Annotated in this window: 8 protein-coding genes and 3 pseudogenes; 2 read left to right on the plus strand and 9 right to left on the minus strand. The window is 41.9% G+C overall.

The window, feature by feature from the left end; all coding sequences use genetic code 11:
• Positions 1 to 408: 408 nt before the first annotated feature.
• The 8 genes and pseudogenes from V7K31_RS20645 to V7K31_RS20680 form a co-directional block, all read right to left on the minus strand.
• A pseudogene (locus tag V7K31_RS20645) lies at positions 409 to 741 on the minus strand (class I SAM-dependent methyltransferase); the annotation flags it as partial.
• Positions 738 to 1070 (minus strand): annotated as a pseudogene (locus V7K31_RS20650) (low molecular weight protein tyrosine phosphatase family protein). The pseudogenes V7K31_RS20650 and V7K31_RS20645, both read right to left, overlap by 4 nt.
• A gap of 454 nt (positions 1071 to 1524) precedes the next feature.
• The gene (locus V7K31_RS20655; RefSeq protein ID WP_335096518.1) at positions 1525 to 1995 is read right to left on the minus strand and encodes a hypothetical protein; all 471 of its coding nucleotides are present in this window, start codon (positions 1993 to 1995) and stop codon (positions 1525 to 1527) included.
• 28 nt (positions 1996 to 2023) lie between these two features.
• Complete coding sequence (locus V7K31_RS20660) at positions 2024 to 2482, minus strand: retropepsin-like aspartic protease (RefSeq protein WP_335096519.1); 459 nt, start codon at positions 2480 to 2482, stop codon at positions 2024 to 2026.
• A 65-nt stretch (positions 2483 to 2547) separates the two neighbouring features.
• Positions 2548 to 3180, minus strand: a pseudogene (locus V7K31_RS20665) (DUF3226 domain-containing protein).
• A 5-nt stretch (positions 3181 to 3185) separates the two neighbouring features.
• Positions 3186 to 4292 (minus strand): AAA family ATPase, encoded by a 1107-nt coding sequence (locus tag V7K31_RS20670; protein WP_335096520.1) that lies wholly within the window; start codon positions 4290 to 4292, stop codon positions 3186 to 3188.
• Positions 4293 to 4542: 250 nt separating this feature from the next.
• The gene (gene secA, locus V7K31_RS20675; RefSeq protein WP_335096521.1) at positions 4543 to 7335 is read right to left on the minus strand and encodes a preprotein translocase subunit SecA; all 2793 of its coding nucleotides are present in this window, start codon (positions 7333 to 7335) and stop codon (positions 4543 to 4545) included.
• Between the two features lie 386 nt (positions 7336 to 7721).
• Positions 7722 to 8255 carry a cytochrome C gene (locus V7K31_RS20680; protein WP_335096642.1) on the minus strand — a complete coding sequence of 178 codons (534 nt, stop codon included), beginning with the start codon at positions 8253 to 8255 and terminating at the stop codon, positions 7722 to 7724.
• A 132-nt stretch (positions 8256 to 8387) separates the two neighbouring features.
• On the opposite strand from V7K31_RS20680, the gene V7K31_RS20685 reads away from it, so the two are divergent.
• On the plus strand, positions 8388 to 8516 hold the full coding sequence (locus V7K31_RS20685) for a hypothetical protein (protein WP_335096522.1): 129 nt from the start codon (positions 8388 to 8390) through the stop codon (positions 8514 to 8516).
• Between the two features lie 25 nt (positions 8517 to 8541).
• On the opposite strand, the gene V7K31_RS20690 is transcribed toward V7K31_RS20685, so the two are convergent.
• Positions 8542 to 9483, minus strand: a complete 942-nt coding sequence (locus V7K31_RS20690; RefSeq protein WP_335096524.1) for an N-acetylmuramoyl-L-alanine amidase — start codon at positions 9481 to 9483, stop codon at positions 8542 to 8544.
• A gap of 619 nt (positions 9484 to 10102) precedes the next feature.
• Here V7K31_RS20690 and bchH point away from each other — a divergent pair.
• Positions 10103 to 13807 carry a magnesium chelatase subunit H gene (bchH, locus tag V7K31_RS20695; protein ID WP_335096526.1) on the plus strand — a complete coding sequence of 1235 codons (3705 nt, stop codon included), beginning with the start codon at positions 10103 to 10105 and terminating at the stop codon, positions 13805 to 13807.
• The last annotated feature ends 59 nt before the right edge of the window (positions 13808 to 13866 follow it).

A 13866-nucleotide genomic window follows, 5' to 3' on the forward strand; every position in this document is an offset into this window, starting at 1 on the left:
TGAAGCTCTGATTTACATCACCCAAAGCTACATCGGTCAAGCTTTTCAAAAATTAAATCGGATTTTTAGAGAATATTTAATACTGATTAAGTAAAATATATTGCATCAAAAGTCTTGGCACAACTAAGAGAAAATCAAGAAAAGGATAAGATTAAGTTAATAATTTCACTAAAATACGCAAGTATTTGGTAGCGAAGGCTATTTATTCCAGTTAACCAACATTTATAGGTGATAACCAAGACCTTGAATAAAACCTAACTATAGCAGCGATTACAGTTAGTGCTGTTGAAATTCTAGAGTTGACGGAGGAAGAACAAAGCGATCACTTGCACTTGGAACGCAAAGTGGAGAGAGCCTTTTTTGAGGCAGGCAAGGCTTTAGATGATGAATCGATAAAGCAGAGATTATCAGGTCATAGGAACCACCTAAATCAGTCTCAACATAGTCACCAATTAAGATTTTGGGAGATTTACCCATTTTGCTAAATCTCAACTTAGCTTTCTCTAACATCTCAGGGGCTAAATCCAGCAGGGTGAACTCTGCATTGGGGAAGACGGACTGAACCATACCTGAGTAAAGTCCAGTACCAGCACCCAAATCTAGAATCTTCAAAGGCGCAGCGCCGTCGCCTGGGATGATTTCAACGGCTGTTTTGTAAAAGTCATCAAAACAGGGAATTAGAATGCGACGTAAATTGTCGTAATCTACTGCGGCAGAATTATAAGCTTCTTGAATATTCATTTTTTAATTTTTAATATTGGTAGCACTTTCTGTTTTAACAACTCAATTAAAGCTGGTTCCATGTACTCATATTCATCTGGTATATCTAAACAGATAATTTTTTTATCTTTAAGAAAGGGCTGAAAATTTTTCGATAGCTTATTTTTATGAGATTTTTCCATTACAAAGATCATATCAGCCCAGATAATAGCCTCCGTTGAAACTGGTACTTCAGCATAGCGATCTAAACCTGCCGAGTCTGTTTCAAGTCCTTCATATTCAGAAAATACAGCCTCGGCGGTGGGACTTCGTAGTTTATTCTAGCTACAGATAAATAAGAGCTTTTTCATTAGATGTATCCATTTTGCTCTCCTGTGCAGCATCCTAAACTTAACGTGAGTTCGATGAACCTCTCCCTCCGAAACGGAAAGGGAGGAGCAATGAAAAATTAGGCTTTTGGCTCCCCTTTCCGCGTCGGAGAGGGGCTGGGGGAGAGGTCAAAAAAGATTTGTCGAACTCACGTTAAACTTATTCTAATTGGGCTTAAGGTTAGCGTAGCTCTACAGTTTAACAGTTTAGATAAACTACTTTACTTTGCGATCGCACCACAGACAACCCCAAAACTACGCCAAGTATAAGCGATCGTATCTGTTTAGCTTTTGAAAGTTGCATTAGAGTGTGGTGTTTATTCTTAGACAATAAAAATCAGTCAAGGGAAGACCTAGCTTCCGCGATCTGAAAAGGTTAGACCTCTTGACTGCTAACTATATTATAAGCTGTTATATCTCTAACATAAAAATTTTACTACAATAGATTCCTTATTTCAGGACTTACACCACCAGCAGATAAATAAAAATCCTGAATTTTTTTAACGTACTCGTAAACAAGTTTGTGCAAATCTGAATCAAAATTTGAAAATCCTTGCTCTGATGATAAATCTTCGTCTTCATGTTGCCATACTAAATGGCCAGGACATGGTTCTTTTGATTTCCAATTTTTTTTGTCTTTCTCTGAAGGAGTAATGCTTTTATCCCATACACGAATTATATACATATCATTTGGCCAACTGAAGTAAACTCCTAGCTCAATAAAAGATTTTTCCAGACTGACATCTATTTCAGATAACCTTATAGATGCATCATTTTCTTCATAGTCAGTAGAAGTTTTTAATTCACACTTGTTAGATTTTAAACCCTGAATAATTGATTCCGAAATATGTATTAAATTATTTTCCAGCTGACGGTAAGTGAAATCACTTCTATTGTTCTGTTTCATAGTGCCCCTTCTGAATTGAGATGGTCGCTTACAATACACTAAGGTAAGTTTGCTCAGAATTCATCGGCAAAACCCACAACTTCCGGTTTTTAAGGTCTGGTTCTAACCCTAAAACTTCCATTGGTGTCACACCCAAAAGCGCATAGTGTACTTCTGTGAGTTCCAGACAGTCAAAGGTTCCTTGACGTTCTCCAATACTAAGTTCAACATCTCGGAAAATCCGCCCCTGCTGCACTCCAGCCGCAGTCTCTACCTGGGCTTCTCCACCTTGGACTAAACCTAGTTGACTAATAATGCTAGCAGGTAAACACAGTAACGTTGCACCCGTATCAACTAAAACATTATCCAGAATATAAGAGCGAACTTCCTCTGGAGAAATAAAGCCTCGCTGTGCCAAAACTTGATCAATTCGATTCGTGACAGTGAGGGTAACTATTACTTGCCCCATTTGCTTACCTTGAAGATTTGGCAGTACCAGCTTACCCATTTCAGCAAACTCCTAGTTAGGATTTAAAATTTATTCTAATTGAGCTATAAAACGAAGAAATAGTTTTACATAAAAAGACGTGTTAACCAATTGGTAAACCTTCTAGCGATATCTGTATCTGGGCGCAAAGCTTGCTTAGTAATCGCTTGCCCCATAGGACGACCAGGTTCATCTTGCCAAGCAAGATATGTGTGAATAACTCCTTTACTAATATCTAATGGTTTGAAAGTTGTTAAGTTCTTTGCTTTAGCATTTGCAATACATTCTCTTGCAAATGCTAAAGCTGTTGGTTCTGCTAGTTCGGCACAGAAATCTTCTAACTTACCAGAATTTTGATTATTTGGCATCAGCCAAAATCCAAGTTTAGGTTTATCTGGAAGACTCTAAACTATTGTTCCATAAATATCAGGGATATCTGGTAATTTATAGCTATAGTGACTTAATTTACCTTTGATATTTGCCCATCTGCCTTCGATAGAAGTATCAGCATCAAGCATTACTCCTATCACTTGAGGATATTCAGGACGTACAATCAAAGCATTCAAACGTTTTAAAACTTTTGTATCTCCACCACACTCATATATTCCAAAAGTTTCAGGAACTTGGTGAGCAGCACACAAAGCCATTACGACATGGCAATCATCTATCCCTTCAACAAGTAATATTTTATCGGAATCTTTCTTACAGATATCACTCATATTATTCAGCGTATTTCTACGTCCGTTTCAAGAGAATCGGTAAGCGTTTCGGAAGTGTATTCTGTTACTTTAATGACATTATCTTTAGCTTCAAGTCTGAAGAAAGCACCAAGTGAAGGATACTTATTCCATGCGCTGTCAAAACCATTTACACAATCTCGACTATGTGTTGTTGCAAATACTTGAACATTCAGCCTTTCAGACAAATGAAAAACAATATCCCAAACTTTAGGCTGTACTGTCCAGTGCAATCCATTTTCAAATTCATCAATTAAAAGGATGCCATTTCGAGCATTTACGAGAGCAACAATTATATGGAATAAACGAGTCATACCATCACCCATACTTTTGAGAGGTAATGGCTCATCTATATCTTTAATTTTTACTAGTGGAATACGATTATCGCCTCGGCTTCCTTTGGTAATATCCTCTACAAAAGCAACTCCAGATATTTTAGGTTCAATAAGTTTAAGGGCAGAAATAACTTCTGATTCCAGATTAGTTAAACTTATCAAATCCCAAAGAGCAGCTAATTTCCCATTAGGCATATTTTCTGTCGAAACAAATTGCCATGTGTATTTAAATTCAGCAACTCTAGATGTGAGCCTCGTATCTCTAAAATCACGATTTAATCTGAAGAGTCTCCGAATTCTTCCACTTTCTTTTGCTACGAGAACAACTTCAATATCTGATAAATCCTCATGAAACTGCTTATCAGTGATGCGGATTCTTTTTATAGTCCCTTCATCATCGGATTTAATCTGATATGCAGCAACACTAATATGAATCTTTGCGCTTGAGGAAACTTCTCCCAGAATGATGCCTTCTTCTCCTATGTCGGGTAATTTATGACCAAAAAAGAGATGGCGTATGGGATTACTAAGAAAAGTTTGGGTATGTGGTTGTGCCTCACTAACCCAAGATTCTTGCCTCGAATCTACAAGATCAAGAAAACTCATAGGTGAGGCGTTGCTGGCATAAAGTTCTACTGCTTCGAGAAATGTACTTTTACCAGCATTATTCCTGCCCACAATGAGGTTAACATTACCTAATCTTTTAACCTCAAGATGATCAAAAAGTCTGAAATTATGTATTTGGAAGGACTCTAGCATATAGGCTCGACATCATCCTTTTTGATTAACTTACAAGATACTGCAATATACAGCATCCTCAATCAAGAACGCTGATTACTGGTGAACAAACTGGAAAAGAAATGCTTTTTCCTTGATAAAAGTAAGGGATTTGCTCTTTCAGTAACAATACTCAAATGATTCTTCTGCCAAACGAATGCACTACTAGCATAAAACAAAGACGCAAAAACGCCTCTGCGCCTCTGCGTCTCTGCATGAGATATGGGATTACTTACACCATTTCAGACGAAGGCTGCATCATCTGCTGCGGCTGCGGCTGGAACATGAACAACGAATACACCACATCTCGGCGAATGTTAACCATCATATCCAAGAAGAGTTCGTAACCCTCGCTCTTATACTCAATTAGCGGGTCTTTCTGACCATAACCGCGTAATCCCACGGATTCGCGCAAGGCATCCATTTGTTGCAGGTGTTCCCGCCACAGTGTATCAATGCGTTGCAAGATAAAGAAGCGTTCACCTTGGCGCATCAGTCCGGGTTGAACTTGGTCAATCTGCGCTTCTTTGAGGTCATAAGCAATTCGCACCTGTTCGTGGAGGAAGGCTTTAATCTCACTAACAGACATATCCTCTAATTGATTTGGCAGCAAATCCGCTAGCAGATAGACGAATTCTTTAACTTTCTCAACCAACTTTTCTAACTCCCACTCTTCTGAGGGCAAGTCTATGTTGATATAGTAATCAACGATGTCATCCATCGTTTTTTCAGCGTACTTGATTACCTGTTCTTTCAAATCTTGACCTTCTAACACCCGGCGGCGTTCGGCATAAATAGCACGACGTTGATTGTTCATCACCTCGTCATACTCAAACACCTGCTTACGAATGTCGTAGTAGTAGGTTTCAACTTTTTTCTGAGCGCCTTCCAAACTGCGGGTGAGCATCCCAGATTCGATGGGCATATCTTCTTCCACTTGGAAAGCATTCATTAACCCAGCAACCCGTTCGCCACCAAAAATCCGCAGTAGGTTATCCTCTAAACTGAGGAAGAATCTCGTGGTTCCAGGGTCGCCTTGTCTTCCTGCACGTCCGCGCAGCTGGTTGTCAATCCGCCGCGATTCATGGCGTTCTGTACCAATTACGTGCAAACCGCCGATTTCTACGACCTCATTATGTTCGCGAGTAGTAAATTGTTCGTATTCCTGCTTAACGCGATTGTAAGCTTCCCGCAATTTCAGAATCACGCGATCGTCAATGGGAGCTTTTTCTGCGGCGATCGCTACCTTGTCTTCTGCTTCCAGTTCCGGTAAACTGCGATCGCCATACTCACGCACCGCAATTTCTACTGCTTCTTTGATTAGTTTTTCTGTTTCTTTTGTCAACTGGGTGGGGAAAATTTCTGGCGAAGCCCGCCAAGTTTTGACTTTTTTGCCGGGGGCAAAGCCTTGACCACTGCCGTGTCCTGTTGGTAATCCGGCTGGTCTTTGAACGCTAAAGCTGTCTTCATCTTCTGGCATGACGATTCGGGGCATGAAGTATTCCCGCAGTTTCAGACGTGCCATGTATTCGGAGTTACCACCGAGGATAATGTCTGTACCTCTACCAGCCATGTTAGTAGCAATAGTAACAGCACCTTTTCGTCCGGCTTGGGCGACGATTTCCGCCTCACGCTCCACGTTTTCCGGTCGGGCGTTGAGTAATTCGTGGGGAATCTCCAGTTGCTTCAGCAGTCGGCTGAGAAGTTCGGATTTTTCTACACTAGTGGTTCCTACTAATACAGGTCTGCCGAGTTCGTGCATTTCGGCACATTCTTTAGCGATCGCCCCCCACTTGCCCGGTTCTGTCTTAAAGACCATATCAGACAAGTCTTCGCGTCTTCTGGTTTGATTGGTGGGAATTACCGTGACTTCCAGTTTGTAAATTTTTTCAAATTCTGGTTCTTCTGTTTTTGCTGTTCCGGTCATTCCACCGAGTTTTGGATACAGCAAAAACATATTTTGATAAGTAATTGTCGCTAGAGTTTGAGTTTCTGGCTGAATTTCTTCGTGTTCTTTGGCTTCAATAGCTTGGTGTAGTCCATCACTCCAACGCCGTCCGGGCAGTACCCGACCGGTAAATTCATCCACAATTACCACTTCCCCATTGCGGACGATGTAATTTACGTCCTTGAGAAAAAGTTCTTTGGCTTTAATCGCATTGAAAACGAAGTGCGCCCAAGGATCATCTGGGTCAAATAAATCTGTGACTCCCAAAAGATTTTCCGATTCAGCAAAGCCTTCATCTGTCAATAGCACGTTACGAGCTTTTTCATCCACATCGTAATGCTCGTCTTTCTTGAGTGTGAATGCAATTTCAGCCGCTTGTAGATACTTTTCTGTAGGTCTTTCCACCTGCCCAGAAATAATCAGTGGTGTCCGTGCTTCATCAACTAAAATCGAGTCTACCTCGTCAATCACACAATAATTGAACGGGCGTTGCACCACATCTGCCATTGATGTCGCCATGTTATCCCGCAGGTAGTCAAACCCAATCTCACTGTTGGTGACATAGGTAATATCGCAGTCGTAATTTTTCTGGCGTTCGCTGGGAGTCATGCTTGCCTGGATTAACCCCACACTCAGCCCCAAGAATCGATGCACCTGTCCCATCCATTCCGCATCCCGACGAGCCAGGTAATCGTTCACGGTGATGACGTGTACACCTTTACCAGTGAGGGCATTCAAATAACTCGGTAAGGTGGCGACCAATGTTTTACCCTCGCCGGTTTTCATTTCGGCAATTTGCCCTATATGCAAAATGATCCCGCCAAGGAGTTGGACATCAAAGTGCCGCAAGCCTAAAACTCGTCGTCCTGCTTCCCGGACAACGGCGTAAGCTTCTGGCAATAGGTCATCCAGAGTTTCACCTTTGGCAACCCGTTGTTTAAATTCGGCGGTTTTACCTTTTAACTCATCATCGGAAAGAACCTTAATGTCTTCCTCTAAAAGGTTAATTTCAGTAACAGAAGGTTGGTATTTTTTAAGCTTACGAGCGTTGGGGTCGCCCAACAAAAGTTTTAGCATGGCAGATTATAGAACTGAATCAAGGGGGATGGGAATTAAAGGTTCGGCATTGATTATAAACATTTAACCCAGCCCAACCGTTTCGGTCGTGGATGGGTGTGAAATGAGAATTACCTCAAAAACAGGAGAAAAACGAGCCAATCACTTTCTTAAATGATTGATTTTAACTCTTATCTTATATTTACTCTTTCTTCATAGTATCATTTTGCCCGCAGATGAGGCCAGAGAAGGAGTGGGAGAATAGAGTGAGGAGTTATGAGTTAAGAGTTATGAATTTTTTTCAACTCGTTCCCAGTCTCAGACTGGGAATGCTGCTCATTGGGGCTGCCGCCTCGCTTACTCGCGCCAAAGCCGCAATCAGCAGCATTTCCAAAACTCCTCCCTCTTCACTTCCACTCTGCTGTCAGGCGGCGGAAATTGTAGTCACTAACACTGGGATGACAGCTGACACAACTGCCAAGCTGGACGGGACGTGGTAACTTAACTCCTGGATGCAAAGCTTTGAAATAACGCGAGTTGTTGACGCGATAGGGTGTTTCTTCGTCGTCTAGCTGGACACGGGAGAAAGTCGAAAGATATTTCCACACCAAGATGCGCTGCGGATCGACTAAAGGCTTTAGTTGTGCGCCGTAGTGCTGGGAGTCTTCCAGAAGATTTTTCCAAGTTTGGGTGGGCAAAACGGCTGGTGGTAAGCCGATGTGGCATGTGGAGCAGTTTTCTAAATACACTTCTTGCCCTAGTTGGTACTGTGGAGGCACTACGTCAACAGTGCCAATTTCGGCGGAAGGAGTAGCACTTTGAGCGTTAGTTGCCAAAGCTAGAAGCCATCCCATAGCTAGGCTCCAGGTGACAATTACCAGAAGTAAACCGAAAAATTGGCGTTTGAATTCACGTTCGGCGCTTTGCTGTAACGATCGCATTTCGCCATCGCGGGTTTTGCGCTTAACAAAAATTGACATTCCTCACATTCCCAGATATTTAGAAGTGGCGCTTGTGCTAATCATAAGACTTACGCAGTATTGGCAGTATTTGGTGATTTTGCCTAAGTACTTTTGGCAACCAACGCATCTCTCATATCCACAACAGTAAACGGCGTTTTTGTACCCCCACCAAATCGCATGGTGGGGGTATTCAACCATAGGATGCAGAAATTTCCATCTGCGATCGCTATAGTTTTATAATTCAGATGACCAATCTGCCATCAGCCTAACCAATTAATTTCTGCCAGTTAGTAGGCCCGACAATCCCATCGGCTTCTAAACCATTTTGCTTTTGAAAGTTCTTAATTACAACCTCTGTTTGCGGCCCGTAGACGCCATCATTATCAACACCTAAACGGTATTGCAAGTATCTGACAACTGCACCACCAGCATGATTTGGTCTGATAATTCGTTTTGCCAAAATTAGATTTATGGCATTCCATGTACCATCATCAGCAATTCCAGTCGGCTGAACCCCGACAATAGTCTGAAATTTTTCTACGGCAGATTTGGTGTTAGCTCCGGTGAAGCCATCTTCTATTAACGCTTTACCATTTTTATCCGTTATTTTGAGTCGATTTAAGGATTTTTGTAGTCTCTGAATAGTGGTATCTACATTCTCCTCTTCATCTGGTACGGGGTTAACAGGAACACTTGGCACTTTACCAGTTAAGCCTTTGACGATCGCATTAGCTATTGCTTCTGGATTATAAAGATTCATATCTTTTTGCGAATCGACAAAGCAACCTTCTACCAGGATTGCGGGCATATCTGTATTTTTCAGAACATACAAGTGGGAACCACTCTTAACGCCGCGATTAAAAAATCCTAACTTGAGGATTTCATCTAGTACAGGTTTAGCGATTTTTCTCCCCGTATCGCTATTCGCATATACTTCTGTGCCATTAGCCTGTCCGTTAAAGCAGTTAAAATGAATCGAAACGTAAATATCTACTTTACTCCCATTAGCTGTAGAACATCTTTTTGAAAGCGATTCAGTTACTGTACGAGCGCTACTTGGTCTACATACTACGACTTCGTTCCCCAAAGCTCTTAACTTGGTTATAACTCTATTACCGACATCTAGAGTTAAATTATCCTCAAATTTAATCCCGCTCGCTCCTGTATCTGGTGAACAATTGTGGCCGCTATCAATTCCAAATTTCATGATTTCATCCTCAAGTTAGTTATTTTGACACTAGTACCGCAGCGCGGAATTCAAAATTGAAAATTCAAAATGGTATACAGTGTAAGCTTTTTATTGATTTGGAATGGGTGGTTTATTTCCGCACTGCTGTACTAGTTTAAATCTCTTGCAATTATAGATACAAAGTTTTGTTAATAAATTTTTTGAAGTAGATGTTGGGAATGTCCACATTATTTGAAGTCCTACTACACTGGTAGATAAAAGAAGTTTTTGGTTGAATCTGAACAGCAAATTTACTGTGGTAAAATCCACTAATTCAAAGGTATATTTTCACCAAAAACAGAACCATTATAATTTATCCAAATCGGGAATAACCCGTTAATTTTTGCAATAAATTGAAATGCAGCAATTGCCTCCATTATTCAGATAATAACGCTGACAAATGTACTTAGTAGACTGTGACGGAAGTTTACCGACCTTTAACCAGTTGCTCAAGCAATTGTCTTCTTAATTGAGATGGTAGCTGAATTTACGTCCTACCTCAAGGTACTACTGACCGAAATCTGTGGGTAGATATTTAACAATCAGCCTGTGAGCCAGTTTAAAATTTAAGTAAAGAAATATTTCGTAGCTTACAGGCATGAAACGCATCGTCTTGGTTGCTGGGTTTGAATCGTTCAACGCTGACTTGTATAGAAAAGCAGCTTTTTTGGCTAACTCTCGCTGTCCAGAGTTGGATATTCGGGTATTTAGCGATCGCGATATTACCAGTAAACGCACCGAGGTAGAAGCAGCACTTCATGAAGCGGATGTATTTTTCGGTAGCCTACTATTTGATTATGACCAAGTTGTGTGGTTGCGCGATCGCATTGCCCAAATTCCCATCCGCCTGGTGTTTGAGTCAGCCTTGGAATTGATGAGTTTAACCAAATTGGGTGACTTTGCCATTGGCGACAACCCCAAAGGAATGCCCAAACCAGTTAAATTCATCCTCGACAAATTTAGCAACGGACGAGAAGAAGACAAACTCGCTGGTTACATCAGCTTCTTAAAAATTGGCCCCAAACTACTGAAATACGTGCCAGTGCAAAAAGTCCAAGACTTACGCAACTGGTTAATTATCTATGGTTACTGGAATGCTGGCGGTTCAGAAAACGTCGCTTCATTATTCTGGACACTAGCAGAAAAATACTTAGGTTTAAAAGTCGGCGACATTCCGCCGCTAGTCGAAACCCCCAACATCGGATTACTCCATCCCGACTATCCAGGATTTTTTGAATCGCCCCGCGAGTATTCAGAATGGTATAAAACCCATTATAGAGACGCGATTCATCGCGTCTTCCCTAATCGCGTCTCCCCTAATCGCGTCTCCCCAGTAGTAGGAATTCTCCTCTACCGAAAACACGTCATCACGAAACAACCCTACATTCCCCAACTAATTCGCAGTTTTGAATCAGCCGGGTTAACTCCTTTGCCCATTTTCATCAACGGCGTGGAAGGACACGTAGCGGTACGAGATTTGATGACAACCGACTATGAAATTCAGCAACGACAATTAGGTAATATAGAGACTCCCTCACTTTCTAGTGAAGCAGTTAAAGTAGATGCGATCGTTTCGACAATTGGCTTTCCTCTGGTGGGTGGCCCGGCTGGTTCAATGGAAGCTGGGCGTCAGGTGGAAGTAGCAAAGCGCATCCTCACTGCCAAGAATGTACCTTATATTGTTGCTGCACCACTATTAATTCAAGATATTTCCTCGTGGACGCGCCAAGGTGTCGGCGGATTGCAAAGTGTCGTGTTGTACGCGTTACCAGAATTAGATGGTGCTATTGATACCGTTCCCCTCGGTGGTTTAGTGGGCGAAAATATTTATCTAGTTCCCGAACGGGTGCAGCGATTAATTGGTAGGGTGAAAAGTTGGGTGGCTTTGCGACAAAAACCGGCATCGGAACGCAAGATTGCGATCATTTTATATGGGTTTCCTCCAGGTTATGGTGCTGTGGGCACAGCTGCATTATTAAATGTCCCGCGTAGTTTGCTGAAGTTTCTCCACGCACTCAAAGAACAAGGTTACACCGTCGGGGATTTGCCGGAAGATGGGGAAGAATTGATTCGCTGGGTGAAAGAGGCGGATGAAGCTTTAAATGACGGGGAGAATATCCCTGCATCTGTCAACGTCCGCACATTAGAAAAATGGCTAGGATATCTGCAAACCTCCCGCATCGAAAAACAATGGAAATCTCTCACGGGGACTGGAATTAAAACCTCTGGCGACGAATTCCAAATTGGTGGTGTGCAATTAGGAAATGTGTGGATAGGTGTACAACCACCTTTGGGTATACAAGGCGACCCAATGCGCTTAATGTTTGAACGAGATTTAACGCCCCATCCCCAATATGTTGCTTATTATAAATGGCTGCAAAATGAGTTTCAAGCTGATGCTATAGTTCACTTTGGGATGCATGGAACGGTAGAATGGTTGCCTGGTTCTCCTTTGGGTAATACGGGTTATTCTTGGTCGGATATTTTGTTAGGGAATTTGCCTAATTTATATATATATGCAGCGAATAATCCTTCGGAATCGATGTTGGCAAAACGTCGCGGTTATGGTGTATTAATTTCTCATAATGTACCGCCTTATGGTCGTGCAGGTTTGTATAAGGAATTGGTAGCATTGCGAGATTTGATTTCAGAATATCGTGAAGATCCACAAAATAATTATGTCTTGAAGGAAGGGATTTGTAAAAAAATTGTGGACTCTGGTTTAGATGCAGATTGTCCGTTTTTAGAGGCGAAAAAGTTGGGTATTGCCTTTACTCCCGAAAATGTGCGGATGTTTAGCGCTCATGCTTTTGATGGTTATTTGGTGGAGTTGTATGGATATTTGCAAGTTTTAGAAAATCGGTTGTTTTCTTCTGGGTTGCATACTTTGGGGGAAGCACCGAATGAGGAGGAATTGGGGTCGTATTTGGAGGCTTATTTTGGAGACGAACCGCGAAGGCGCGAAGGACGCGAAGAAGAAGAAAGAGAGGAGGAGGAAAGGGTAATAAGGGATTTGTTGATGCAATCTACGGATGAGTTAACGAATTTGTTAAGGGGATTGAATGGGGAATATATTCCGCCTGCTCCTGGTGGTGATTTGTTACGGGATGGGGCTGGTGTTTTGCCTACGGGGAGGAATATTCATGCTTTAGATCCTTATCGGATGCCTTCACCTGCGGCATACCAACGGGGACGAGAAATTGCTCAAAAAATTATCGCCCAGCATTTGGATGAACATGGGACATATCCAGAAACTGTGGCGGTGATGCTTTGGGGATTGGATGCGATTAAAACTAAGGGTGAATCTCTGGGGATTTTGTTGGAATTGGTGGGGGCTGAACCTGTTAAGGAAGGAACTGGCAGAGTTGTTCGTTATGAATTAAAGCCGTTGGCGGAAGTTGGACATCCCCGTATTGATGTGTTGGGTAATTTGTCGGGGATTTTCCGGGATAGTTTTGTAAATATTATCGAATTGTTGGATGATTTATTTCAACGGGCGGCTGATGCTGATGAACCGGAAGATCAGAATTTTATTAGAAGACACGCTTTAGCTTTAAAAGCCCAAGGTGTAGAAAATGTATCGGCGAGATTGTTTTCTAATCCGGCGGGTGATTTTGGTTCTTTGGTGAATGATAGTGTAGTTGATGGTAACTGGGAATCTGGCGAGGAGTTGGGCAATACTTGGCAAAGTCGCAATGTATTCAGCTACGGGAGAGAAGATAAAGGTCAAGCTAGACCGGAAGTGTTGAACACGTTGTTAAAAACTAGCGATCGCATTGTTCAAGAAATCGATTCGGTAGAATATGGTTTAACTGATATTCAAGAATATTACGCTAATACCGGCGGTTTGAAAAGGGCAGCAGAAAAACAACGCGGTAAGAAGGTTTCAACCAGCTTTGTGGAAAGTTTCTCGAAAGATACCACACCCCGCAATTTAGATGATTTGCTGCGAATGGAATATCGCACCAAGTTGGTAAATCCCAAATGGGCGCAAGCGATGGCGAATCAAGGTTCTGGTGGTGCCTTTGAAATTTCCCAACGGATGACGGCGTTAATTGGTTGGGGTGGTACTGCCGATTTTACCGATGATTGGGTTTATGACCAAGCGGCTGATACTTATGCCTTAGATGCAGAGATGGCGGATAAGTTACGCAAGGCAAATCCTGAAGCTTTTCGCAATATTTTAGGCAGAATGTTAGAGGCGCATGGGCGCGGTTTTTGGCAAGCTGATGATGATAAGTTAGATAAGTTGCGCCAGTTGTATGAGTTGACAGATGAAGAATTAGAAGGGGTCGTTGTTTAATCCAGTATAAATACTGAATTAATATTGAAACTGTCTAAGTAAGATAAGTAAACACATTT

This window comes from Nostoc sp., from assembly GCF_036917675.1.
Lineage (GTDB): Bacteria > Cyanobacteriota > Cyanobacteriia > Cyanobacteriales > Nostocaceae > Nostoc.